Source organism: Aliiglaciecola litoralis, from assembly GCF_039523355.1.
Classification (GTDB): Bacteria; Pseudomonadota; Gammaproteobacteria; order Enterobacterales; family Alteromonadaceae; genus Aliiglaciecola; species Aliiglaciecola litoralis.
On the sequence record NZ_BAAAFD010000005.1, the window covers coordinates 267,293 to 293,286 of the forward strand.

General features: G+C 44.2%; 26 protein-coding genes. All 26 read left to right on the forward strand.

Features of this window, described 5'->3' with window-relative positions; translation table 11 throughout:
- Positions 1 to 6: 6 nt before the first annotated feature.
- The 26 genes from fliD (at position 7) to ABD036_RS11160 (ending at position 25,994) form a co-directional block, all read left to right on the forward strand.
- The gene (fliD, locus tag ABD036_RS11035; RefSeq protein ID WP_343859828.1) at positions 7 to 1,464 is read left to right on the forward strand and encodes a flagellar filament capping protein FliD; all 1,458 of its coding nucleotides are present in this window, start codon (positions 7 to 9) and stop codon (positions 1,462 to 1,464) included.
- A gap of 15 nt (positions 1,465 to 1,479) precedes the next feature.
- Entirely contained in the window at positions 1,480 to 1,911 is a 432-nt protein-coding gene (gene fliS, locus ABD036_RS11040) for a flagellar export chaperone FliS (RefSeq protein ID WP_343859830.1), read from the forward strand.
- Positions 1,908 to 2,216, forward strand: coding sequence for a hypothetical protein (locus tag ABD036_RS11045; protein ID WP_343859832.1), 309 nt, complete (start codon positions 1,908 to 1,910; stop codon positions 2,214 to 2,216). Before fliS ends, ABD036_RS11045 begins: the two co-directional genes overlap by 4 nt.
- Positions 2,217 to 2,472: 256 nt before the next feature.
- Positions 2,473 to 3,471: a UDP-N-acetylglucosamine 4,6-dehydratase (inverting) gene (gene pseB, locus ABD036_RS11050; RefSeq protein ID WP_343859916.1), complete on the forward strand. Its 999-nt coding sequence runs from the start codon at positions 2,473 to 2,475 to the stop codon at positions 3,469 to 3,471.
- 9 nt (positions 3,472 to 3,480) lie between these two features.
- A complete protein-coding gene (gene pseC, locus ABD036_RS11055; protein WP_343859834.1) occupies positions 3,481 to 4,644 on the forward strand; it encodes a UDP-4-amino-4,6-dideoxy-N-acetyl-beta-L-altrosamine transaminase in 1,164 nt (387 codons plus the stop codon).
- Positions 4,641 to 5,342, forward strand: a complete 702-nt coding sequence (gene pseF / locus ABD036_RS11060) for a pseudaminic acid cytidylyltransferase (RefSeq protein ID WP_343859837.1) — start codon at positions 4,641 to 4,643, stop codon at positions 5,340 to 5,342. Before pseC ends, pseF begins: the two co-directional genes overlap by 4 nt.
- Entirely contained in the window at positions 5,335 to 6,282 is a 948-nt protein-coding gene (locus tag ABD036_RS11065) for a glycosyltransferase family 9 protein (protein ID WP_343859839.1), read from the forward strand. Before pseF ends, ABD036_RS11065 begins: the two co-directional genes overlap by 8 nt.
- Position 6,283: 1 nt before the next feature.
- Positions 6,284 to 7,336, forward strand: a complete 1,053-nt coding sequence (gene pseI / locus ABD036_RS11070) for a pseudaminic acid synthase (protein ID WP_343859842.1) — start codon at positions 6,284 to 6,286, stop codon at positions 7,334 to 7,336.
- A gap of 18 nt (positions 7,337 to 7,354) precedes the next feature.
- Positions 7,355 to 8,413, forward strand: a complete 1,059-nt coding sequence (pseG, locus tag ABD036_RS11075) for a UDP-2,4-diacetamido-2,4,6-trideoxy-beta-L-altropyranose hydrolase (protein ID WP_343859844.1) — start codon at positions 7,355 to 7,357, stop codon at positions 8,411 to 8,413.
- Entirely contained in the window at positions 8,406 to 8,999 is a 594-nt protein-coding gene (locus ABD036_RS11080; RefSeq protein WP_343859846.1) for a GNAT family N-acetyltransferase, read from the forward strand. Before pseG ends, ABD036_RS11080 begins: the two co-directional genes overlap by 8 nt.
- Before the next feature lie 59 nt (positions 9,000 to 9,058).
- Positions 9,059 to 9,304: an acyl carrier protein gene (locus tag ABD036_RS11085; protein WP_343859849.1), complete on the forward strand. Its 246-nt coding sequence runs from the start codon at positions 9,059 to 9,061 to the stop codon at positions 9,302 to 9,304.
- Positions 9,297 to 10,022, forward strand: a complete 726-nt coding sequence (locus ABD036_RS11090; RefSeq protein ID WP_343859852.1) for an SDR family NAD(P)-dependent oxidoreductase — start codon at positions 9,297 to 9,299, stop codon at positions 10,020 to 10,022. Before ABD036_RS11085 ends, ABD036_RS11090 begins: the two co-directional genes overlap by 8 nt.
- Before the next feature lie 3 nt (positions 10,023 to 10,025).
- Positions 10,026 to 11,447 carry an AMP-binding protein gene (locus ABD036_RS11095; RefSeq protein ID WP_343859855.1) on the forward strand — a complete coding sequence of 474 codons (1,422 nt, stop codon included), beginning with the start codon at positions 10,026 to 10,028 and terminating at the stop codon, positions 11,445 to 11,447.
- Positions 11,440 to 12,540 (forward strand): LuxE/PaaK family acyltransferase, encoded by a 1,101-nt coding sequence (locus ABD036_RS11100; protein WP_343859858.1) that lies wholly within the window; start codon positions 11,440 to 11,442, stop codon positions 12,538 to 12,540. The genes ABD036_RS11095 and ABD036_RS11100 overlap by 8 nt, the downstream gene beginning before the upstream one ends.
- A 45-nt stretch (positions 12,541 to 12,585) precedes the next feature.
- Positions 12,586 to 13,809: an acyl-CoA reductase gene (locus tag ABD036_RS11105; RefSeq protein ID WP_343859861.1), complete on the forward strand. Its 1,224-nt coding sequence runs from the start codon at positions 12,586 to 12,588 to the stop codon at positions 13,807 to 13,809.
- A 53-nt stretch (positions 13,810 to 13,862) separates the two neighbouring features.
- The gene (aepX, locus tag ABD036_RS11110) at positions 13,863 to 15,164 is read left to right on the forward strand and encodes a phosphoenolpyruvate mutase (protein ID WP_343859864.1); all 1,302 of its coding nucleotides are present in this window, start codon (positions 13,863 to 13,865) and stop codon (positions 15,162 to 15,164) included.
- Positions 15,164 to 16,288, forward strand: a complete 1,125-nt coding sequence (aepY, locus tag ABD036_RS11115) for a phosphonopyruvate decarboxylase (RefSeq protein ID WP_343859867.1) — start codon at positions 15,164 to 15,166, stop codon at positions 16,286 to 16,288. The genes aepX and aepY overlap by 1 nt, the downstream gene beginning before the upstream one ends.
- Complete coding sequence (locus ABD036_RS11120; protein WP_343859870.1) at positions 16,288 to 17,361, forward strand: phosphonoacetaldehyde reductase; 1,074 nt, start codon at positions 16,288 to 16,290, stop codon at positions 17,359 to 17,361. The genes aepY and ABD036_RS11120 overlap by 1 nt, the downstream gene beginning before the upstream one ends.
- Positions 17,362 to 17,379: 18 nt before the next feature.
- Positions 17,380 to 18,339, forward strand: a complete 960-nt coding sequence (locus ABD036_RS11125) for a nucleoside-diphosphate sugar epimerase/dehydratase (protein WP_343859873.1) — start codon at positions 17,380 to 17,382, stop codon at positions 18,337 to 18,339.
- Positions 18,329 to 19,420: a polysialyltransferase family glycosyltransferase gene (locus tag ABD036_RS11130; RefSeq protein WP_343859876.1), complete on the forward strand. Its 1,092-nt coding sequence runs from the start codon at positions 18,329 to 18,331 to the stop codon at positions 19,418 to 19,420. The genes ABD036_RS11125 and ABD036_RS11130 overlap by 11 nt, the downstream gene beginning before the upstream one ends.
- A gap of 49 nt (positions 19,421 to 19,469) precedes the next feature.
- A complete protein-coding gene (locus tag ABD036_RS11135; RefSeq protein WP_343859879.1) occupies positions 19,470 to 20,462 on the forward strand; it encodes an NAD-dependent 4,6-dehydratase LegB in 993 nt (330 codons plus the stop codon).
- A 22-nt stretch (positions 20,463 to 20,484) separates the two neighbouring features.
- Positions 20,485 to 21,660, forward strand: coding sequence for a UDP-N-acetylglucosamine 2-epimerase (neuC, locus tag ABD036_RS11140; RefSeq protein WP_343859882.1), 1,176 nt, complete (start codon positions 20,485 to 20,487; stop codon positions 21,658 to 21,660).
- The gene (gene neuB, locus ABD036_RS11145) at positions 21,660 to 22,742 is read left to right on the forward strand and encodes an N-acetylneuraminate synthase (protein ID WP_343859885.1); all 1,083 of its coding nucleotides are present in this window, start codon (positions 21,660 to 21,662) and stop codon (positions 22,740 to 22,742) included. Before neuC ends, neuB begins: the two co-directional genes overlap by 1 nt.
- Before the next feature lie 171 nt (positions 22,743 to 22,913).
- Entirely contained in the window at positions 22,914 to 23,969 is a 1,056-nt protein-coding gene (locus tag ABD036_RS11150; RefSeq protein WP_343859887.1) for a nucleotidyltransferase family protein, read from the forward strand.
- Positions 23,944 to 24,654: an acylneuraminate cytidylyltransferase family protein gene (locus ABD036_RS11155; RefSeq protein WP_343859889.1), complete on the forward strand. Its 711-nt coding sequence runs from the start codon at positions 23,944 to 23,946 to the stop codon at positions 24,652 to 24,654. The genes ABD036_RS11150 and ABD036_RS11155 overlap by 26 nt, the downstream gene beginning before the upstream one ends.
- Positions 24,654 to 25,994 (forward strand): hypothetical protein, encoded by a 1,341-nt coding sequence (locus ABD036_RS11160; protein WP_343859891.1) that lies wholly within the window; start codon positions 24,654 to 24,656, stop codon positions 25,992 to 25,994. The genes ABD036_RS11155 and ABD036_RS11160 overlap by 1 nt, the downstream gene beginning before the upstream one ends.

Below are 25,994 nucleotides of genomic sequence, written 5' to 3' on the forward strand. Positions count from 1 at the left end.
TTCATTATGACAATTCAATCTCTCGGCGTAGGCTCAGGACTTGCCTTAGATGATTTAGTCACTCAGCTGATTGCAGCTGAACGTGAGCCAAAACAGAATCGTTTCGATAAAAAAGAAGAATCGCTGGACGCACAAATTTCCGGTATAGGGCAACTTAAATCGAAAATGAGTGACTTTCTCGATTCTGTCGACGAACTGCGCAGCGATAATAATCTCCAAGGTCGCGAACCGACCATTAGCAATCCGGATGAAAATACCGAGCCCTTTACCGCTGAAGCATCTAATAGTGCGGTAAAAGCTCAGTATCAAATTGCAATAACCAGACTCGCCAGCGGTAGCCGAATTGAAACGGCTAATGCTGTTGATGGTGGCTTCACTAGCAGCAGTGACTCAGTACTTTCGTCAGGTTCAGGTTCACTTACCTTTAAAATTGACAACACAGGCGACAGCTTTAACGTTAATGTGACTGCGGGTCGAACTTTGCAGCAGCTTGCTAATGATATTAATAGCAACGAGAATAACTTTGGGGTTAACGCCAGCATTATCGATACCGGTACCGCCAACGGTGGTGCTAAATTAGTTTTCACTTCAACCACCACTGGAGATGGTAACGATTTGGTCATTGTTAACAATGATGATCTTGCTGATTTGAATCGTATATCAACAACCGATTCAACGGAAACTAATACCTATTTGACCCCTGTTACCAGTGCCCAAAACGCGCAAGCGACCATCGACGGTATTGCGGTAGAATCCAGCACTAATAAATTTGAAAATACCATTTCCAGCGTCTCTTTTGAGGCCAGCACGGTGTCTATTAAAGATGCCTTGGGGGCTTTTCAAACGTCTAAATTGAAAATCGGCTTTGACACTGAAGGATTGGATAAGAAAATCCGCGACTTTGTGGATAATTTCAATGCCTTAGCCAGTGAGATTGATACGCTGACAAAATACGGAACTTCTGAGCTCGAAGAGGATGGAGCCTTAGCCGGTGATTTTATGGCGAGAAGTATCACCAGTGGCTTGTCGAGTATCATTGGTTCTAATGTCAGCTCTTCAGCGTTAGGCGGGCTTTTTGCCATTGGTGTGGAACTAAACCAAGATGGCAAACTTGAGATCAGTGCTACCGATGAGTTTGGTATTGGCAGCGGTGAAGATCGCTTAAAAGAGGCATTAGAGGAAAACTTTGATGACATAGCATCGCTATTTACCGATAAAGATGAAGGGATTGCGTCGCGTTTATATGCATACACGAAAGAGTACACGACCTTTAGTGGTTTGCTTTCTACAAGAGAACGTTCAGTAAAAGATGAAAAAGATCAGTTGTCAGATGAACGTGAACAATTTGAATTGCGGATGATGAGCTTCGAACAAATTTTACGAGATAAATACCTTAATCTTGACCAAACAGTGGCAAGACTTAATTCAACAGGAAATGCATTACTCGCATCGTTAGGCGGATAGTAAGGAGTTGTAACTATGGCATTGAAAGGCATAAACGCATATAAAAAAGGCAACCTAAAACAAGATGTTGCCTCTGCTGATCCGCATAAAATCACCTTGATGTTGATGCAAGGGGCATTGGATCGTTTGGCCTATGGCAAAGGCTGTATCGAAAGAAAAGATTTCGAAGGTAAAGCCGAGCATTTGTCGCGCGCAGCGGCCATATTGATGAATTTAAGAGACACCCTAGATCGTGAAGTAGGCGGTGAATTCAGTGAAAATCTCTACTCTTTATATGAGTACATGATTAGTCGCATTACCGATGCCAATATTCAGAATGACTTGAACATCATGGACGAAGTGATTAATCTGTTGTTACCCATTAAAACTGCCTGGGCCGGCATCCCTGAAGATGCTAAGCAACAAGCTTATGAAGCGCAGAGGCAAAAACGTCAAGCGGTAGTGTGAAAAAACTTAACTTACATCATGCCCATACTCCAGATGACCTCGCCGAGATAAACAGCCAGTTAGAGTCGGTGTTAAAAGCCGACTCACTAGATGATGAAAAGCTTAAACAACTCATCACCCAACGTGATACCTTCATTTTAGAGCACCTCACTACGTTACAAGACGATGCTAAAAAGCAATTCGCTGAATTGGAATTAAAGAGCAATAAGAAGCTGTCGTCATTGATTGAGCATCAACTTAGTGCGTCTTTAAAACAACTTAGCGGTTTGCTCAAAGGTCAAAAAGCAGTGAATAAATACAAGTAAATTATCAACCTAGCTATTTATTTTCTTTTAAAAGTAACGTAAAAATAAAAACTTAAGGTTTTGGCTGGAAATTTGCTTTACGTAAGTCAGGCCATTAACAATGGCGAACTTTTGACGCTTGTGACAACCAAAAGGAAAGTGTCCGTGCTTGCGAATTTCAAAATTTTCAGTAACTCAAACTGTTTGACGATTGCGCATCGAACGACGAATTTTCAACAGTTGTTACAATCCTACCTATTTTTAACGGTGGCAAATGATGTTTAATAATAAAAGTGTGTTAATCACTGGTGGTACAGGTTCTTTTGGCAAGCGATTTGTTTCTCACCTTCTTAAGAATGATACGCCGAAGAAACTCATCATTTACTCCAGAGATGAGCTTAAGCAATTTGAAATGCAACAGCAGTTTGATGCACCGTGCATGCGCTATTTTCTCGGTGATGTCAGAGACAAAGAACGCTTAAAATCGGCTATGAAAGATGTGGATTACGTTATCCATGCTGCTGCGTTGAAGCAAGTTCCCGCTGCCGAATATAACCCCAATGAATGTATTAAAACCAATATAAATGGTGCACAAAATGTCATTGATGCGGCTATCGAAACTAACGTGAGTCGTGTCATCGCATTGTCAACGGATAAAGCCGCTAACCCAGTAAATTTGTATGGTGCGACCAAATTAGCATCCGATAAACTGTTTGTGGCCGCTAATAATATTTCAGGTGCATCAGGACCGAGATTTGCCGTTGTACGGTACGGTAATGTGGTAGGGTCGCGTGGCTCAGTGGTGCCTTTTTATCGTAAGCTACTTGCCGAAGGCCGAACTTGCTTACCCGTCACCCATGATGAAATGACGCGTTTTTGGATCACCTTAGATGAAGGCGTTCAGTTTGTTATTACCAATTTTCAACGGATGTATGGTGGCGAGATATTTGTACCCAAAATCCCGTCGATTCGGATCTTAGATTTGGTTGAATCCATTAGTGGAAAACGAGACTACGAAATTATCGGTATTCGCCCTGGCGAAAAACTCCATGAAGTCATGGTGCCAGAAGAAATGGCGCATCATTCGTTAGAATTCGACGATCATTACGTGATAACGCCAGCAATTAAATTTTTCGATAAAACCATCGACTATCGTTGCAATAAACTTGGCGAGCGTGGCAAGCCCGTGACGGATAAGTTTGAATATAATTCAGGAACTAATCCGCATTTCCTCGACGTCGAAGAGTTAAAAGCTTTAGACAAAGAAACCTTATAGGGTCAGATGGTGACATCAAATTTTAAGCCTATTCCCTACGGCAAACATCATGTCGATGATAATGACATTGCAGCGGTTATCGATGTGCTGCAAAACCAATTCCTCACACAGGGGAGTGCGGTACCCGAATTCGAAGCTGCGTTGCAAGACTATACTGGGGCGCAATATGCTACCGCAGTGAATAGTGCGACCTCTGGTTTGCATGTGGCTTGTCTAGCCCTTGGTGTTGAGCAAAACGATCTAGTCTGGACAGTGCCCAACTCGTTTGTTGCAAGCGCTAACTGTGCTAGATATTGCGGCGCTAAAATTGACTTTGTCGATATTGATCCGCTAACGCGCAATATCAGTGTCACCGCGCTGGAAGAAAAGTTGGCCTATGCATCGGCACACAACGCTCTGCCTAAGGTGTTGATTGTAGTGCACTTTTCTGGATTGAGTTGCGACATGAAAGAAGTCTCAACTCTAACGCAAAAATACGGTGTCAAATTAGTGGAAGATGCGGCGCATGGATTAGGCGGTCGTTATTTAAAGGGTAAAATTGGCAGCTGTGAATTCAGTGATATCGCGGTATTGAGTTTTCATCCGGTAAAGTCGATCACCACCGCCGAAGGTGGCGCCGTTCTGACTAATCAAAAACAGCTCGACACTAAAATTAAATTGTTCGCCAAGCATGGGGTAACACGAGATCCTGAGTTGATGGAAGGCGATTCCGAAGGGCCTTGGTACTACCAACAGCTGGAGCTTGGTTATAATTATCGCATGAGTGACTTACATGCAGCGCTGGGAAAATCACAACTAAGTAAGCTTGATCACTTTATTACTCAACGCCAGCAGTTAGCTGCTCGATATAATCAAGCGCTGGCAGATTTGCCGCTAAGATTGCCACAACATAGCAATTTAAAAGACAGTGCTTGGCACCTGTACATGATCGAATTAACTCAACACGAGCGCAAACAAACCTATCTTCGTTTGCATGAAAAAGGCATTGGCGTAAACGTTCATTATATCCCGGTGCACCTACATCCTTATTACCAACGCCTAGGATTTAAACTCGGCGATTTCCCCAATGCAGAGCAGTTTTACCAAAATGCACTCACTGTGCCTTTATTTCCCACCATGACGGCCGATGAACAAGATAGAGTTATCCAAGCATTAAACGAGGTACTGGCTTGAATTTGGCAATTATTCCAGCGCGGGGGGGAAGTAAACGTATCCCAGCAAAAAATATCAAAGAGTTTGCGGGAAAACCGTTGATTGCATACTCGATCCAAGCGGCGCAAGAATCCGGACTATTTGATAAGGTTTGGGTATCAACCGATTCGCAAGAAGTAGCCGATATCGCCAAAATGTATGGCGCGGAAGTGCCTTTTTTGCGCCCAGAAGATTTGTCTAATGATGTTATTGGCACGCGGCCGGTGACCAGTCATGCTATTCAATATTGTATCGAGCATTTCGAAAAGCCTGAGTTTTGTTGTTGTATTTATGCCACGGCGCCTTTTTTACAAGCGCAATATTTGCAAGACGGCCTAACGGTGCTAAAAAATGATCCGAGCAAATCATTTTCATTTTCAGTCACTAGTTTTGCATTTCCAATTCAACGGGCCATTAATATTGTCGATGGTGATGTTTCGCCCATGTTTCCTCGTGACATCTTTAAACGCTCTCAAGATTTAGAGGAAGCCTATCATGATGCGGGCCAATTTTATTGGGGCCGCACCGACGACTATCTAACCAAAAAAGGCATTTTTTCCAAGCACAGCGTGCCGGTCGTGTTACCTCGACATTTGGTCCAAGATATCGATACACCCGAAGATTGGTATCGTGCAGAATTAATGTATCAAGCTTACGTAAGAGGTTTACGCAATGAGTAAAATATTAGTCATACGGATGCTTGAATTAGGCGACGTCGCCAGTATTGGCATTCCTGCTTTACGACACATAAAAGCCAACAACCCTGAGTCAGAAGTGTATTGCTTAACTCATGGTCAAGGAAAAGAGTTAATTTCACTTGCCGAGCCAGAGGTGAAATTAATTGGCTTGCCTCAAGATCTATGGCCAGATCATATTTTAAAGGCGCTTGAAGCCTTTCTTGGTTTAGCTGAACAGATCATTGAAATAGGTTTTGATCAAATTATTAATCTCGACACCGCGTTTATGCCCAATTTTCTAGCTCGCTTTCTTAAAGATGCCGGAGAGCCAGTGGTTGGGAATTACTTGAGCGTGCCATTGCAAACCTTGATCGACCAGATTCAAAATCAGAGTTTGCAACCCGAGTATGTTAATAACGCCCAGCAATACATGCTGAGTACCTTCTTTAGCATGTATAAGTGGCACTCACAGTGGTGGACAGGCAATGTGTTGCCAGACAACGGTTATCCGGAATTCTATCTGGTCAACTGTTGCGGCTTTTCAGGATTAGAATATAACAATCAACTGCTAGACAAAAAGCGTAATGTCGCAGCAGTGCAAAAGACCGCTGTGTATATCGCCTTATCTGATCAAAATATGCCGTATTTACACCAAGATGAGTTGCAAAAGGAACTAGAAAGTAGAGGTTTTAGCGTCTTTATCGACAACGAAACTCAGGCCATTTCACAGCGTCTTGAAACCCTTGCCCAGTGTGATATTTGTGTCTGTTTTGCCAATGCGGTGTTTGCCTTAGCAAATGGTGTGAGCACGCCAACCTTGTTGATCCCAATGCAATTGGATCCGCGCATTCTAATGCCTGATTACTCAGCCGATGAGTCGTTAGAGCATCCATTGCCGAATGATTTAGCGGACAGCATTGCCTCCATTTTTGAGCAGCACTAATATGCAAGATATCAAGATAGGAAAGTATCACATCGGCACTTCCCATCCGCCGTTTATCATCGCTGAACTCAGTGGCAATCATAGTCAAAATTTTGAGTTGGCCGTTGCCATGGTGGAAGCCGCGGCAGCAGCGGGTGCGCATGCGATCAAGTTACAAACCTACACCGCCGATAGCATGACCTTGGATGTAGACAGCCGTGATTTTGTAATCCAAGAAAAAGATAGCTTGTGGCATGGCGAGTCGTTACATGCCCTTTATGCCAAAGCGGCAACGCCTTATGAGTGGCATGCCCCGCTGTTTGAGCGGGCACATCAACTGGGTATGCTAGCCTTTAGCAGTCCGTTTGATGAAGATGCCGTCGATTTCCTAAGCTCATTAAATGTGCCCTGTTTTAAGATAGCCTCGTTCGAGCTAACGGATATTCCGCTTATTCGCAAAGCCGCCAGTACCGGAAAGCCGCTTATTATGTCTACCGGCATGGCAACCTTGAGTGAAATTGAAGACGCCGTAAACACCGCTCGCAACGCCGGTTGCCAAGAGATTATTCTACTTAAGTGCACCAGTACCTATCCGGCATCACCTGAGAATACTAATCTAGCCACTATCAGCCATTTGCGATCTGCTTTTGCAACCCAAGTGGGGTTGTCTGATCACACCGCTGGCGTGGGAGTGTCAGTAGCTGCTGTGGCGCTTGGCGCAACTGTGGTTGAAAAACATTTTGTGTTAGACCGGAACGCCGGTGGCGTCGATGCGGCGTTCTCACTGGAACCAGAAGAGTTGAAGCAGCTGGTGGCTGAGACCCAGCGAGCACATCAAGCAATCGGGCAGGTCTGTTATGGTGGCACTCAAGCTGAAGAAAAATCAAAACATTATCGACGTTCAATCTACGTCAGTCAGTCTATCAAAAAGGGCGACGTGCTGAGCACAGAAAATCTTAAAATAGTCAGACCTGCCAGTGGATTATTGCCCAAACATTGGGATAACGTACTTGGCAAGACAGCCAAACAGGACGTGTCAGCAGGAACGCCTCTTGCGTGGCATTTGTTTGAATAACTACGTGCAAGCCTAGTCATGACATACAATACACTTTTTCGGGTCAACGCTGGCGCTAAAGACGGTTTAGGTCATCTTATGCGTTGTCTGGCCTTGGCCCAACGAATGCAATCACAAGGCATGAGCAGTCATTTTTGGGTAAACCCAGAAGCGCTAGCCTTGTGTGAAAGTCGAGCTGATTGGGTTGGCGCTCTTTATCCTATCGACAAGCATTTAACTGAGTTAGCAGAATTAGCCAAGATTGCCGAGTTTTGTCAGCGACAGCAGATACATGCGATTGTGGTTGACGGCTATCATTTTACCCAAGGTTATCGAAAAGCGTTAAAAAGCCTTGGATTAGTGGTGCTCTGTTTTGATGATACCAATAGCACAGGGCAATTATGGGCAGATATCATCATCAACGGGGCAGGCAATGCCGCAAAGTTAGGATATGAGCACAGCAATCCAAACGCGACTTTGTGCTTAGGCGAATCGTATCGGGTGATGCGAAGCGAGTTTAGCACAAGCCAAACTTCACCTTTCGCGCAGCGCGACGAATTACTTGTAACCTTAGGTGGCAGTGATCCTCTGGGGTTAACCCTACCGCTATTACGTTCACTTGAGCAAAGTGGCTTTAACGGCAAGTTGACGGTCGTAACTGGGGCTGCAAACCAGCAAGTAGAACAAATCAGTGACTTTGCCCAAGATAGTTCGTTATGTATTCAACATTTGCATGATTGCCAAGCCATGGCGAAACAAATGCAACAAGCTCGGTTGACGATAGCGGCGGCAGGTGGCAGTCAATTCGAACTGCAAGCTTGTGGTTGTCCCTGTGTGCTTATAGTGGTGGCGGACAATCAACTCAACGCAACGCTAGAGGCAGTAAATCAAGATTGGTGCTGTTGGTATGACTGCCGTGCCCTGGCTACTCCAGAGGCGACTCAACGACTTATCGACCAATTGGTTGCTCAGGTTCATGTGCTTTGGTCAAGTGAGCTAAATTTACAACAATGGCATCAAAACGCACTAAATACGGCAGACGTTGACGGTGCCCAACGAGTGCTCAACACGTTATTAAAGGCGCTTGCAGATGCCTGACATTAACAATACGAACTCCACACAAGCCAATAAGGCTGCCACCCTCAAAGGTTATCAAGTAACGCTGCGCCCGATTGGTGAAGACGATTTAGAGCGTTTACGGCAATGGCGAAATGATCCCAGTGTCAGTCAATTCATGTTGTCACAAGCGGATATCAGCAAAGAGCAGCAGCAGGCTTGGTTTAAAAAGATTCAGCGTGATACCAGTCAGCAACACTTCATCATCGAATACAAAGAGCGCGCAATTGGCTCGCTGAATATAAAAGCGCGTTTGGTAGGTGAAACTATTGAAAACGCGACTGTGATTGAGCCTGGATTGTACATTTCAGACCCGACGTATCGCAACAATATAGTCGCTTTTTCACCGTCATTACTCATCATAGACTATTGTTTCGAGCAACTCGGTTGTCAAAAACTGGTGGCGGTAGTGAAGTCGGACAATCACGCTGCACTCAAGTACAATCAAAAACTCGGTTATAAAATCGTCAAGCAAGGTGATTTAATTGAAATTGAATTGAATTTCGATGATTATCAAGCGCATAGCAAAACACTTAAATCGTTATTGTCACGCACGCCCAGAACATAAAAGCGAGTCAACCGCTTGTTGGTGACATAAATTTCAGTATAAGCAACAGAGTAACAAAGATGAAGAATGAACAAATACTGATCAATGCATTTTCCACAAGCCTTGGCATCGAAGCGGCTATGGTAACGCAAGATCTCACCTACAATACGATCCCGCAGTGGGACTCAACTGCGCATATGATCTTGATTGCCGAGTTAGAAGACCAGTTTAAAGTGATGCTAGATACGGACGATATAATAGACATGGGCTCAGTAGCGAAAGCCAAAGAGATACTAGCCAAATACGATATTGAATTTGATGCTTAACGATAAAATCATTTTAATTACCGGTGCCTCAAGCGGTATTGGTTATGCCACTGCACTAGAATGCGCCAAACAAGGCGCATTTGTGTATATAGCTGGGCGAAATTCAGAAGCGTTACAAGAATTGCACCTGCAAATTGAAAAGTCCTCAGTGTTAGCTTACGACATCACCGATGAAGTGGCGGTAAAACAGGCCTTTTCTCAGATAATGCAAAATTCGGGTAAGCTTGATGGTTTGGTTAATTGCGCTGGCGTCATGCTAGATGCGGGTTTTGCTATGACGCGCTTGTCAGACTTGCAGCACCAACTCAACACCAATACCGTAGCTGCTTATCAGCATGCTCAGTTGGCGACTCGACTGATGACCAAGCAGCGCTGTGGCAGCATTGTTAATTTGTGCTCTGCTGTGGGCGAACAGGGCAGCGTGGGGCAGAGTGCTTATGCCACCAGTAAAGCAGCCTTATCAGGCCTGACTAAATCGCTAAGCAAAGAACTAGGATCCTTAGGCATTCGCGTAAATGCCGTGGCGCCAGGATTTATCGACACCGCTATGACCAGCAGCTATCAAGGTGAGTCACGCCAACAGATTGTGACTAACAGCGCTTTAGGTCGAGCTGGACAAGCGCAAGAGGTTGCCCATGTCATCTGCTTTTTATTATCTCAACAGGCTAGTTTTATAAGCGGCCAGATAATTGCAGTCGATGGCGGGTTGAGTCTTTAACTGATGTTTTTTCAAAACTTATCCCGTTTTAATCAGCAAATTGCCGCTATCGAAGGCAATCTGTCGATAACGTATGCGCAATTAGCACAAGCTCAACAAGACACAAAATCGCAAATACAACATAGCATCGGTGATGCTGGACAGTTGGTGTTTATCAAAGCCTATAACGGACTGTCCACCTTGGTGGTGTATTTGGCGACCTTAGAGTCACAACATTGCGCGGTGTTGCTTGATCCCAACATTAAAGAGGCTGATTTAACGCGCTTAGTTGAGCAGTTTAGACCGGCCATGATCGCCCATTGTGAGGCGGCGCAACAGCTTAGGTTAGAGCTAGTAGATCCACTGCCAACGCCAAATACCTTGGGCAATGTGGGCGTGTTGTTATCAACATCGGGCTCCACCGGTAGTGCCAAGCACGTGGCGTTAAGCAAGGAAAACCTCAATGCTAATGCGCAATCCATCTGTCGCTATTTACCCATTAAAACAACCGATGTGACTTTGTGTGCATTGCCGTTTCACTACTCTTATGGATTATCGGTGATAAACAGTCACCTTAACCAAGGGGCTTGCTGTGTATTTAGTAATGCAAGTCCTGTTTCGCGAGAATACTGGCAATTGTTTGACGAACATCATATTGCTAGTTTTGCCGGTGTGCCCTTTAGTTATGAGTTGTTACTGAGACTGAGATTCACTCAAAAAAAATTGCCACATTTACGTTATTTCACTCAAGCCGGTGGCAAATTAGCTGCTGAACATGTAGTTGCACTGGCCAACTATGCAGCAAAAAATGACAAACAATTTTTCGTTATGTATGGGCAAACCGAAGCTACCGCTAGAATGTCTTACTTAGCGCCCGATAAAGTGCTCGACATCCCTGAGTCTATCGGTCAGCCCATCCCCGATGGCGAGTTTAAATTAGTCGCACAAAGTGGCATCCAAATCGATGACGCCGATACACAAGGCGAGCTTTATTACAAAGGACCCAATGTGATGTTGGGCTATGTGAGTTGTCGACAAGATATAACGGACTTGGCATCGCTAGAAAATAAACAGCCTAAATGGCTAGCTACCGGCGATTTGGGCTATAGAAATCGTCAAGGTGATTACTTTATTAATGGCCGAAAATCACGATTTTTAAAATTGGCGGGGCAACGCCTCGATTTGGATGATTCCGAGCGTTTACTGCAAAAAGCAGGTTTTAACGCTAAGTGTACCGGTAATGATAATAACTTATTGGTTGGCGTGATCAATGGCCAACGAGACGTAAACCTAATACAAGAGATCAAAGCTTGGTTACACCAACACCTTGGCCTTCACCCTACTAAAGTGCAGGTGCTGCCGTTAACCACTTTTCCGGCCAATGCCAATGGTAAGATGGATTATGCTGCATTGTCACAACTGGCAGAGGTCTCAATAGATGATTAAAGATCAGACTCAGCTTGAACAGTTTCAACTGGCATTTGATAACTTGCTGCAAACGTCAGTGTATCAAGTGCCGCAAAAAAATAAACAACAGGCATTGTTACCGATTTTTAACCTGTTGCATCAGCATCATCAAACGCATTGTTTGGCCTATGCCAATATCATGCAGCAAGCGAATGGCACAGTGAACGCTTTGGCTGATCTGCCTTACTTAGCCGTGCGTCTGTTTAAGCAATTGAGTTTAAGCAGCGTTCCTCAACAAGATGTGTTTAAAGTTTTACAGTCATCAGGCACCACCAGTCAAAGACCTGCCAGTATTTTCTTAGACAAGGCGACCAGTGGTAGGCAAAGCAAAGTTTTGGTCAAGGTGCTACAAGAAACCTTAGGTAAACAGCGACTACCTATGCTGATTATAGATAGCCCCGCAGTACTAAAAGATAAATCGCTTTTCAGTGCGCGAGGTGCAGGGATCCAAGGTTTATCGTTTTTTGGGCGTGATCATACCTATGCGTTAGACGACAATATGCAGCTTAACTGGAGCGCGATTGACGCTTTTCATCAAAAATACCAAGACCAACCGGTACTGATATTTGGCTTTACCTTTATGGTGTGGTTGTATTTTATTCAAGGGTTAAAACAACAAGCCAAAACAGTACGCTTTAACCACGGTGTTTTACTGCATTCCGGTGGTTGGAAAAAGTTGGAAGGTCAGCGTGTTGATAATCACCAGTTTAAACATCTATTAGCTCAAACAACGGGCGTTGAACGCTGTTATAATTTTTATGGCATGGCAGAGCAAGTCGGTTCGGTATTTATGGAGTGCGAACAGGGGTATTTGCACGCGCCCGTATTTGCAGATGTGATTATTCGTGATCCCTTTACCTTAGAGGTCGCACCTATTGGCCAATCGGGTTTAGTGCAAGTGTTGTCTGTGTTGCCTACAAGTTATCCCGGGCACAGTATTTTGACCGAAGACTTAGGCACTTTAATAGGCACAGATGATTGTCAGTGCGGTCGGCAAGGACATTATTTTACTATTCAAGGACGACTACCCAAAACAGAAGTGCGAGGTTGCAGTGATACTCATAGCGCCTGATCATTATTTAGCAAACGCGATGTTTTGCACCGGAGTGAATTGTTGATGGATAACATGACTATTTTAGCGCCCAGCAACATGACGCTCAACACCGCGACCTTTGCGGACAGCGGTTTTGTCACCCTTGCGCCACTGTTACCGATGAACAGTCAAAGTTTGAGTTTTTTGCATGACTTATCTGAGGGCCTGCTTAAAGACCCGCAGTATAAAGCGTACCCTGAATTGGTGGCATTAGGGTTCTGGTTACGTAAACGCAATCTGTTAAGCTTATTTGAACCGTTGAATCAAAATCCACCGTCTGACCTGAACACAGCTTATGTGATCACCAAGCCATTAGGATTGGTCGTGCATTTCACACCTGCCAATGTAGACACCATGTTTGTCTACAGCTGGGTTTGCTCATTATTGTGTGGCAACAATAATATCGTCAGAGTGGCGTCAAACGAAAGCGAGCTTCGCAGCGCACTATTAGAGCTGATAAACCAGTTGTTCGCGCAACCACAACATAGAGAAATTGCCCAACGAAACGGGTTTGTAAGTTATCCTAAACAATCAAGCTTAAGTGCACAGCTTTCACTGCTGGCCGATGCTCGGGTTATCTGGGGCGGCGATGACAGTGTTAATGCCATCCGTAATGAAGCTTGTAAACCGCGATGTCGAGACATTAGCTTTGCAGATCGATTTTCGGCAACCGTGCTAGATTTGAGCGCAACATCAAATCCGACTGAGTTAGCTAAGTTGGCGACTAAATTATTTAAAGATGCAGCGCCCTATCAACAACAAGCCTGCTCATCGCCGAGGATTGTGTATTACAAAGGTGACGAGTCGCAGTTACATCGGTTGCTTGATGAGATAAATAAGCTAACCAGCCAAGAAACCAGTTCAATTACTCGTAAAAACAATCAGTTAGTGAACTTACAGATGGTAATGAGCGCGGATGAAAGCGCAAGAGTCCTGATGCAGCAACATATTTGTGCTGTTTCTGTGGCGAGAATGACTAAACAATTGATAGATTGGCATGCTGGTGAAAACGTATTTTATATACGTCAAATTGAGCGCTATCAAGACCTCCTTTTAGATGACATCGGCAAGCTGCAAACCCTCAGTTACTGGGGCGTGGACAAACTTGAACTGCTAAAGATTTTAAGTCTACCGTCGATATCAGGAATAGATAGAATAGTGCCTGTAGGGCAGGCGCTGGATTTTTCCACCGACTGGGATGGATATCAACTTCAGACCCAACTTACCCGCCAAGTCACAATTTGCTAAGGCAAGGGGTAATGTCTTTTAAATTTAATAATGAGTTACGGAATCAATAAATAATGTCAAAAGTAGTTTACGTGGGAATGAGTGCTGATCTTGTCCATCCAGGCCATTTGAATATCATCAAAGAGGCCGCCAAATTAGGGCAGGTAACCGTGGGTTTGCTAACGGATCAAGCGATTGCCAGTTATAAAAGAGTTCCTTTTATGGAGTTTGAGCAACGTAAACAAGTGATCGAAAACATCAAAGGTGTGCATACGGTCGTGACTCAATCAACCCTCGATTACGTGCCTAACTTAGAGCGAATCAAGCCCGATTACGTGGTGCATGGTGATGATTGGCGAGTGGGTGTGCAACGAAAAACCCGGCAACGTGTTATTGATTGCTTAAAGCAATGGGGCGGCGAGTTGGTTGAGGTCTCATACACCCAAGGGATCTCCTCCACGCAATTGCACAATGCAATGAAGGAAATTGGTACTACACCACAAATACGATTGAAATCATTGAAACGTCTGCTCGCAGCTAAACCTATGCTGCGTTTTTTAGATATTCACAATGCGTTATCTGGGCTGATTATCGAAAACACCAAAGTCACCACTGAAAGCGGAGTCAAAGAGTTCGATGGTATGTGGGGAAGTAGCTTGACTGACTCCACGGCTAAAGGAAAACCAGATATTGAGGCAGTCGATGTTTCTTCGAGAATGGCGACGCTCAATGAAGTGTTAGAAGTTACCACCAAACCGATTATTTATGACGGTGATACTGGCGGCAAAACCGAGCACTTTGTGTTTACGGTGAAGACGCTAGAGCGTCTTGGCGTGTCAGCGGTCATCATTGAAGACAAGACAGGTCTTAAGAAAAACTCGCTGTTTGGTACTGACGTTGAGCAAACCCAAGACAGTATTGAAAACTTTAGTTTAAAAATTAAAGCGGGCAAAAATGCGCAGGCCACAAATGATTTCATGATCATTGCGCGTATCGAAAGTTTAATTTTAGGTCAAAGTATTGAGCATGCGCTGGAAAGGGCTGAGGCATTTTTAGATGCAGGGGCAGATGGCATTATGATCCACAGTAGAAACAAAAGCCCAGATGAAATATTTGAGTTCTGCGATCGATACAGCCAACTGCCAAATCGAAAAACCTTAGTGGTTGTGCCATCCAGTTATAATTCTGTGTACGAACAAGAATTACAGGCCAAGGGGGTTAACGTGGTCATCTATGCTAATCAGCTATTGCGCAGTGCGTATCCAGCCATGGTTAACACCGCTCAATCAATACTTCAGCATGGTCGCTCCGCTGAAGTGGATGAAAACATGATGCCGATCAAACAGATTTTAGAATTGATCCCAGGCGGTAAATAGTGATTGAAGCTAAACACTTTTGCGACACGCTGGCGCAACACAAAATCGAATTTTATTGTGGGGTGCCAGATTCACTATTGAAAAACCTATGTGCCTACATAGACGATAATCTGCCGTCACAGCAACACGTTATCACTGCCAATGAAGGCAATGCTATTGCCCTTGCGGCAGGACATTACCTTGGCAGTGGGGCGCCAGCAGTGGCTTATATGCAAAACTCCGGGCTGGGTAATGCCATTAATCCATTAACGTCGTTAACCGACCCGCAAGTTTATAGTATTCCCATGTTGTTAGTCGTGGGGTGGCGTGGCGAACCCGATGTCAAAGACGAGCCGCAGCATGTCAAGCAAGGCCAAATAACCGCACAACAACTTGAGTTATTGGATATACCCTACGTGATCTTAGATGCCGACTCTTCATTAGAATCGATATTGCCCTCGTTATTGCAGAAAATGCTTGATGGTTCTCGACCTGTTGCGCTTCTGGTCAAGAAAAACACCTTCGCAAAATACCAAACCCAAATGGCAACGGACCCTATTGCACCTTTGGGGCGTGAACAGGCCTTATCGATAATATTAGCGAGTTTGGATAAGTCCGACATTGTGGTCTCAACCACCGGAAAAACCTCAAGGGAAGTGTTCGAGATAAGACAATCTCGCCAGCAACCGGCTAATGACTTTTTGACTGTAGGTGGTATGGGACATACCTCTTCTATCGCAATGGGAGTGGCATTAACTAAACCCCAGCGCAGAGTCATTGCCATCGATGGCGACGGCTCGATGCTAATGCATATGGGGGCATTGCCGATTATCGGTTGTCACGGACCAACCAATTTAGTCCATATAGTGCTGAATAATCAAAGTCACGAGTCGGTTGGAGGTCAGCCCACTGTCGCCGGAGAAATAGACATTCAACAGATTGCATTGGCTAGCGGCTATCAACATTATGATTGTGCGGCAACGGAGGCGGGGTTAAGCAAGTGCATGAATGAAGTGCTTAGCCAAACTGGGCCTATTCTACTTGAAGTGAAAATTGCGATTGGCTCGCGGGCGGATCTTGGCCGACCTACGAGCACGCCAATAGAGAACAAATTAGCCTTTATGCAACATGTTGGGAGTCGCTAATGAACCGCGCATTTGAGCAGTTTTCCGATGTGAAAATCATTGAATGCGACGATTTTTTATCGGCTCTACCTGAGCTTGCAGCAACAGGCAATATTCTGTTAATCACCAGTCAAAGTTTTTCGCAACGAGGTTTAGTTAAGCAAGTGGTTGACACTCTTGGTTCAACGAGAGTTCACGTGTTTGATCAGGTGACGCCTAATCCTGAAAAGGCACATTTAAGCAGCCATGTTACGCGTTTTATGCAAAGCAAGATTACCCACGTTATTGCCCTTGGGGGCGGCAGTGTCATCGATGCCGCCAAAATATTTTGTGCTTTGTTGAGTCATCCAACTTTATCATTAGATGATTTGTTGTCAGTGGCTAGTGTTGAAAACAAGCTTAACTTGATTGCGGTGCCAACAACCTCAGGCACAGGCGCGGAAGTTACCCCCTTTGCGACAGTGTGGCAAAGTGATATCGCTAGGAAGTATTCACTGTATGGGATCCGTCCCAACGTTGCTTTACTGGATCCGTCGTTAACCTTGTCGCTATCGGTTGAACAAACCCTCTATCCGGCATTGGATGCGCTTTCTCATGCACTGGAGTCACAATGGAATGTGAACAATACTGAGCAAAGCAGTGTTTATGCTGTTTTGGCGATTAATCTGGTGTGCGACAATTTGCCCTTGGCGTTAGTCGATCCTTCGGATTTGGTTGCTAGAAAGAACCTGCAAGTGGCAGCAACTTGCGCAGGTATAGCAATATCGATTACTAAAACCGCGCTTGCACATGCGATGTCCTATCCGGTCACCTTGCAATTCGGCGTCCCGCATGGACTGGCGTGCAGTTTTACCTTGCTGAGCATTCTAAACACATTTGGCAGCGACAAACTCAACTTGAGCGCAGATTTGGCCGTTAAGGTGGCACAGTTACTTGAATCCTTAGACTTGCCTAGTGAACTTGAACGGTTTGTCGATTGGAAAACCCTAACCAGCCAACTCAATATAACACTGGATCCAAGTCGAGCCGGAAACTTTGTAGTTGATGTTGAAGACATTAAGGTGATGGACATACTGCAAGGCGCAAAAGCGTGAGAGCGGGGGACTGATAATATGAAAACGCAAACGTTACTTTTTGGCGCTGGGCAAGGTTCTCGTCAATATATGGAAAATAACCTTGGCTCAAGAGATTTTGTTGGGTTTCTGGATAATGACAAGAACAAACATGGGACTGAGTTTGAAGGCTTACCCATTCATGCCCCAGAGCGCGTGAGTGAATTGCAGTTTGATGAGATTGTGATCTCTACTCAATGGGCCATGGAAGTGCAACATCAACTGCTCAACGAGCTTGGCGTAGCAGCCGACAAGGTCATTCTTCCTGAGAAAAATCAGTTTAAAAAAATCACCCCATTCGAACACCCAAAAACAATGTGTTTAGGGCGAGACATAGTGACGGCTATATCGTCACTTGCGCTTGCTAAGCAAGTGCCTATTGTCATTGATTTTGGCACTTTGCTGGGGATCACGCGAGATAACGACATTATTGAGTGGGATGACGATATTGATTTTGCCGCCCCCATTGAGGCCAGTGAACAGGTAGAAAAATTACTGCAGGAGTTTGTCGCTGAAACACAATTTGGGGTTATCTGGAAGTTGGAAAAAGTAGCGGATAGTCATAATAATATTTCCGGGTTACTACTCAAGTTTAACGATCCAAAAGGCGAATTAATTGAATTCACCTCTTCTTTCAGTTTTCGGCAAAACACCGATGGTAAATCGGTACATATGCCAAGCCTAGGTATGTGGTTCGCGCCACAAGCGCACTTCGCGGGTGTTAACACCATTGACTGGCGCGGCCAGAAAGTCCCTGTGCCACTTGATCATGAAGCCTATTTAACCTTTCAGTACGGCGACTGGAAAACCCCTAAGAAAGATATTCAGTTAAGTGATTATGCAAACCTGCAAAGCGTTGATTTTGCCGATATTCAGCAAGCCAGCTTTACTGCTACTGACATTACCCACTCACAACAAGCGCAAAACAGTCGTGTAAATGGCCGTGCAAATGACCAATAGTAAAGCACTTTTCATGGTGCAAAGTCCGCTGCATATTCATAATGCCCGTGAAGCTATTATTAAATTTGGTATCACCCATCCTACTTTTTTAGTGGTAACCAGTAAGCACAATGCAAAGTGGGCGCAAATGATGATCGCAGCCTTGCCGGTTAATGCCAACAGCCTATTCTGTGAGAGAAATGATTTTGATTTAGAGGGGTGTACTCAGGGCTATGCGAAGCATATTCCTTGGTTAAAGGAGCAAGCGTTTGATTTGGTGTTTTTTTCCGATTCACGCCTGTACATTTTTATAGATATCGTGAATAGCTTGCAGCATCCATGCACCTATTTGATGGATGATGGTACTGGCATTATCCAAACTGTAGAGAGCTTAAAGCACACCGGTAAATATTTTGATATTACCCAAAGCTCGTCACCAACTCGTCAACAGGCAATAGAGAAGGTAAAAAAGAAATACGGACTTTGGCAACTCACGCCAGTGAAATATGATCTATTTACCGCTTTTGATTTTGAGTCTTGCGAACAATTCAAGGTGGTTGCAAACCCGATGAGTCAAATTGCGACGCACCATCCAAAAACCAATCCTAATCAAGTGCTCTTTTTAGGCCAGCCATTGGCAAAGTATGGCTATATTACGCAAGATTCCTATGTTGCCCATGTTAAGGCCGTTCGGCAATTTTATTCGGGTATGGATTTTCAATATTTGGCACATCCTCGTGAAGATGGAAGCTACCTTGAAGAGCTGCAGGATAACGATGGGGTGATCTTGGTTAAAACTCAACTTTCGGTAGAGCAATATTTACTGCAATCTTCGTTGCCGCCATCGGTGTTAAGTAGCTTTTTCTCAGCAGCCTTGTGGTATGTCGCAAAATTTCAGACTGGCATAACGGTCGATGCGCATCGATTTAACACTGAGTGTTTTACCAGTGACGCTCAATTAAGGATGTCACGAAGTAGTCATCTTAGTATTTTAGATATATTCGAACTCATTTATGATTATTATAAACTGCGGATGAACCTCATCGAACCAATGCAATCAGTGACTGTGAACTCATCGGTTGCAACGTCACACACGACATAGTTGGATTAGGATCAAATTAAACTGCTTTTCTATAAAATAGGGCAAGGCTTTGACAACGAGTAATAAAAAAGTATTGGTCACCGGAGCGGATGGCTTTATTGGGTCTCATATAACCGAGCTATTGGTTAAAAGCGGCTATCAGGTGAAAGCACTCGCGCAATACAACTCTTTCAATAGCTGGGGTTGGTTGGAAGACATTGACGCCTTGAGTGAGGTCGAAGTGGTATTGGGTGATGTGCGTGATCCGCATTTTTGCCGAGAAATCGTAAAAGACTGCCAACTGGTTTTTCATTTGGCGTCATTAATTGCCATTCCGTATTCTTATGTTGCACCTGATAGTTATGTAGACACCAACGTCAAAGGTACGCTTAATATTTGTCAGGCTGCCTTAGATGCTGGCGTTGAGCGTGTTATTCATACCTCAACCAGTGAAGTCTACGGCACGGCTCAATATGTGCCTATTGATGAAAAACATCCGCTGCAAGCGCAATCGCCTTATAGTGCATCTAAAATAGCCGCTGATGCCATGGCCATGAGTTATTTTAACGCATTTGAAATGCCATTGACCATCGCCAGACCTTTTAATACCTATGGACCTAGACAATCTGCCCGCGCGGTAATCCCGACCATTATTGGGCAAATAGCCAGTGGTGTAGAGAGTATTAATCTAGGAGATGTGTCACCCACACGTGACTTTAATTTTGTCACCGATACCTGTCGTGGTTTCCTTGCTCTTGCCACTTGTCCAAATGCCATTGGTGAAACGGTCAACATTGGCTCTAACACCGAAATTTCAATATTGGATACGGTGAAGCTGATTAAACAGTTGATGGGCAGTGATGTGGAGCTGTTACTCGATCAACAACGGCTGCGTCCTGCGGGCTCTGAAGTGTTTAGGTTATGGGCGGATAATTCTAAAATGACGGAGTTGACCGGGCTAGCGCATCAATATGATTTGCGTCAAGGGTTACAAGAAACCATTAATTGGTTTAGCCAACCAGAGAATTTGGCTAAGTACAAAACCTCGATATACAACATTTAGGCTCAAATGAAGACATCTAATCATGCGTAAAATTGCGGTATTTACAGGTACTAGAGCTGAATATGGTCTGCTGTATTGGATCATAAAAGAGTTAGACATGTGCGCAGATATGCAATTGCAGCTGTATGTCGGTGGTACCCATTTATCCCATGATTTCGGTTATACGGTGACGCAAATTGAAGAAGATGGCTTTGACATTATGGAGCGTCTCGATTTTCTTGCATCCACTGACGACACCCAAGGGATTGCCACCTCAATGGGACAAGCGTTGATTGGCAGTGCTAAGGCCTTTGCTCAGCACCAGCCTGACCTGCTAATTTTACTAGGAGACAGATACGAAGCATTGGCGGTAGCTCAAGCGGCAATGTTAGCCCGTATACCCATTGCTCATATCCACGGTGGTGAGATAACCCAAGGGGCAATGGACGACTCAATTCGACATGCGATAAGCAAACTGGCGCATTTGCATTTCGCTTCCACAGAGAAACACCGGCAGCGGATCATTCAGCTTGGCGAACAGCCTGACACGGTGTTTAATGTTGGCGCACCGGGTCTAGACAATATTCATAAATCATCGCTGCTTAGTTTGTCTGAATTGTCCAAATCACTGGGTTTTGAGCTAGGAGAAAACTACTTTGTAGTCACCTACCATCCCGAAACCTTGGCTGCGGATAACGGTCAACAAGCATTGATCAATCTGTTGCAAGCGTTGGATAATTTTCCAGAGGTGAGATTATTAATCACCTATCCCAATGCCGACAGTGGTGCCAAAGCCCTAATCGAACTGTATCAGCAATATCAAAGCGCCCAACCCGATAGGGTGGTGTTAGTGCAGTCACTGGGACAACAGCGCTATCTCAGCAGTGTAAAGCACTGTAAAGCAGTTATCGGTAACTCGTCCAGTGGTGTAATTGAAGTTCCCAGTTTGCACAAGCCTACCGTTGACATTGGCAACCGCCAGCAAGGCAGAGAAAGTGCGGCAACTGTGATTCATTGTAAGGACAGCACAGCGGCAATCGAACAGGCTATCCAGCGTGCTATCAGTCCAGAGTTCACAGAAATCTGTCAGCATGCACACAATCCTTATGGTTCTGGTAATGTGGCAAACAAAATAGTGAATAAAATACAGACGATGAATTTGACCATGTTAAGCGTAAAACAGTTTTACGATTTACCCGTAAATGAGGATTTGGGCTAATGGCAGTAAAGATAATTGCGGAAGCAGGAGTAAATCATAACGGCGACATAGCACTAGCCTATAAGCTTATCGACGCGGCAAAAAAAGCTGGCGCAGATGCGGTGAAGTTTCAAACCTTTACTGCTACCGATCTAGTCACTGCAGAAGCGCAACAATGTGATTACCAAGCGCGCAATACGCAACGAGTCGAAACCCAGTTAGCCATGCTGCAACGATTGGAATTGAGTCGTGCATCCCACATTGAGCTGCAACAATATTGTCAGAAGATCGGAATTGAGTTTTTATCCTCAGCGTTTGATTCCAGTAGTTTGTGCTTTTTGGTTGATGAGCTTAATTTAAACACCTTGAAGATCGCATCAGGTGAAATTACCAACGGACCTTTTCTACTTGAGCATGCCCGCACCGGTTGTGATCTCATCATTTCAACTGGCATGTCAACGTTGCAAGAAGTGCAACAAGCGTTAGCTGTGCTGGCCTTTGGCTTAACTTACAGTGATGATCAACAACCCTGTATAAAGGCGTTTAATGAGGCATTTAATTCATCTGAGGGGCAGCGTCTATTAAAGCAAAAAGTGACGGTATTGCATTGCACTACTGAGTATCCCGCTCCGATGGGCGATATAAACTTAAGAGCAATGGACACCCTGCGAGATACCTTTGACTTAGCGGTCGGTTACTCGGATCATTCGGAAGGTATTGCAGTTTCTATCGCAGCCGTAGCGAGGGACGCTCAGGTGATTGAGAAACATTTCACCCTTGATAAAAATATGTCGGGTCCAGATCACAAAGCCTCTTTAGATCCTGCGGAGCTAACTACCATGGTGAATGCTATACGCGCTATAGAGTTGGCTTTGGGCGATGGAGTCAAAAAGCCATTTGACGCGGAATTGCAAAATCAACAACATGCGAGAAAGAGTCTTGTGTGCAAATCGGATATAAAACGGGGTGATATTTTTAGTTCAGAAAATGTTACTGTGAAGCGTCCAGGTGATGGTATGAGCCCTTCGCTTTACTGGCAATTGCTGGGTAAAACAGCAACCAGAGATTATCTGCCTGGGCATAAAATTTGTGAATCAAGCTAAGTGTTTAAAAGAACCTCACTTTCAAACTGAATGGGATTGAATGAAGTGAATAATAGACGTATTTCCGGGTATTTCACTTTTTTTACTTTTTGCCGATAAAGAAGAATCAAATAGTCGTGTAGATAGGAGAGTGGTCACTCCTGTGCACCGTGATGTAGAGCTGAAAATGTGATGAATAAAACGAATTGGCAAAAAATTACCGTGTCGCCTCAGGCGACCATTTTGCAGGCTATGCAAGTTATTGATCTGAATAGCTCAAGGATTGTGTTAGTTGTAGCAACTGATAATAGTTTGCTCGGTACCTTAACCGACGGCGATATCAGGCGAGCGATTTTGAACCATAACTCGTTGGATTCCGCAGTGCAGGAAATCATGAACCCCAATCCTATTACGGTGCAAATAGGCACACCGTTGAGCATGATCCGTTCAATTATGGAAAAAAAGGATTTGCTTGTTATGCCCGTACTTAAAGACGGGAAAGTCATCGACCTTATTCAATTTAAAGAGTTTTTTAGCAAACCTAAAATCGACAACCCGGTTTTACTGATGGCCGGTGGCTTTGGAAAGCGCTTAGGTAATATGACAAAGTCTTGTCCTAAGCCGATGCTCAAAGTGGGTAATAAACCCATTATGGAGACTATCTTAATTAGTTTAATAGAAGCTGGATTTCAGCATTTTTATATCTCTGTGCATTATTTACCAGAGCTAATAAAGGAATATTTTGGTGATGGTAGTCGATGGGGTGTCGATATTGAGTACATCTATGAATCTGAGCCTTTAGGTACCGCCGGTGGGCTGGGATTATTGCCAAATTTGAACAATGATTTGCCCTTGTTGGTAATGAATTGTGACCTTCTAACGAAACTGGATTTTGCTAGCCTCATCAATTATCACACTGTTTCTCATTCCGATATCACAATGTGTGTTAGGGAATATGAATATAAAATACCCTACGGTGTGATAGAAACCAAAGGTGATAAATTAATTGGCGTTGTAGAAAAGCCGACCAAGAGCCATTTTGTCAATGCCGGTATTTATGTCGTTGGTCAGCGAGCCTTACAATCGGTAGGTCGAAACGAATATCTTGATATGCCCGAGCTGATTAACCGTTGTGTATCAAATCAAGCAAGTGTGCAAGTTTTTCCGGTACATGAGTATTGGCTTGATATTGGTCAGTATGATGATTTTCAACAGGCGCAAGATGACTACATCCGCAACTTTGCCTAGTCATATTGCGGTCATTCCAGCCAGAGCCGGAAGCAAACGTTTAAAGAATAAAAACCTTAAAATTTTGCACCAAAAGGCGTTAATCGAATGGACTATATTGGCTGCAATCGAGGCTAATATATTTGCTCGGGTTATTGTCAGTACTGATTCAGAACATATCGCCTCTGTAGCCCGTGAGGCTGGGGCAGAAGTGCCCTTTTTAAGGCCTGCTTCACTTGCTAGTGACGATTCTACGCCGGTCGAGGTTGGACTGGATTTATTGGCATCGCTTGCACCTGAGCAATATAGCACGCTCACATGGTTACAACCTACGTCACCACTTAGAACGGCAGCAGATATTGTCGCGGCACATCAAACGTATCAAGATCGGCAGGCGAATTGCGTGATTTCCGTATGTGAATGCGAGCATTCGCCACTATGGGCTGGCCAACTTCCCAAAGACAACAATATGCGGGATTTCATTGAGACTAAAATAAATACCCAACGCAGTCAGGATTTGCCCAAATATTTTCGTTTAAACGGTGCAATTTATATTGTCGATACTAATAAGTTCATTGAACAGCAAAGCTTTTTCCTGTCTGGTGACAAAAGTTTTGCCTACACAATGCCGCAACAACGCTCAATCGATATCGATACCCAATGGGATTTTGATTTAGCCGAATTTGTTTTTTCTCGAGGTTTTTAATGAATAAGACTGTTTATGTAGTGCATTGTATTGATACTGAAGGGCCTTTGGCTGAGTCATTACAAGCCACATTTCAACGGGCTAAAGAAATCTTTAGTTTGGATCTAGAACCCAGCATTGAAACTCTGCACAAGCTGCAACGTTGTGAAATAGATCTTGGTGGTATTGAACAAGAAGTGGCCAAAGTCTTCGATCCAAAATTACTCGGTTATCACCAAGACTGGCAATCCATTGATAAGATGCTCGACGAGATAATGTCAGATCAGTTCAGACGTAAATATGCTGATTCTGCGGGAAACGGGTGGCTTTATAATTGGCATTGCATTGATCATTTTGGTTTCACTGACAATCCCCGTGGTAGAGATATGAAACTGCATGCGGTGTTCGATCATTATCGTCAACGACCCGATTTAGCCAATGATAGCGTTCAGTTTCATCATCACCCAGTAGGTTTTTATCATCAGGCTCATAAACCTGCGACTAATTATTTATCTTATCAGCCGAATATTTTTAAGTTGTTGGCGCATAAAATCATCGACCGTCAATGGTTTCCTACAGTTTATCGACCTGGGTTCCACACTACTCGTCCTGATAGTCATTGGTTCTTGGAACAATACATTCCATTTGAATATGCTAACCAGTCTATGTTTTGTGATAATCCTGATCACTTGCAACAGGACCTAAGTGGTGGTCGATTTGGTGATTGGCGTAAAGCTCCTCAGCACTGGACACCGTACCATCCATCCCATGATGATTATCAAACCCCCGGCAACTGCCGACGGTGGATTGGAAGATGCCTAAATATAGGAACACGCTTGAGGTTGTTGGATGAGCAAAACGTAGACTTGGCTTTTGAACAAGCCCAGCGCGGTGAACCTGCGATACTTTCTTTCACGAATCATGATTTTAGGGATATAACCGATGACATTAGCTCGGTGCATCGGATGTTGCAAAAAGCTAAGGCTAAATATACTGACGTTACGTTTGAGTACTCCGATGGCAGGGAGGCAATGCGGCAATCTCTTAAGCTGGAGAAACCTTCAGAAAAGTTAGACTTGAGTTGCAGTTTGAACGGAAATGTCTTGGAAGTTAACAGTAATCATCCAACATTTGGACCTCAACCATTTTTGGCTATACGCACTAAAGATGGACGGTATTTGCATGATAATTTTGATTTTCAAGAAAACTTCAGATGCTGGACCTATCACTTTGACGACATGACCGTGCCATTAGAGGATATTGATACTTTTGGTATTGCTTCGAATGACCACTATGGACAATGCTGTGTTGTATTGTGGGAGCGCGAATCTGCATCATTTGTTTGTCATTATTATGGATAA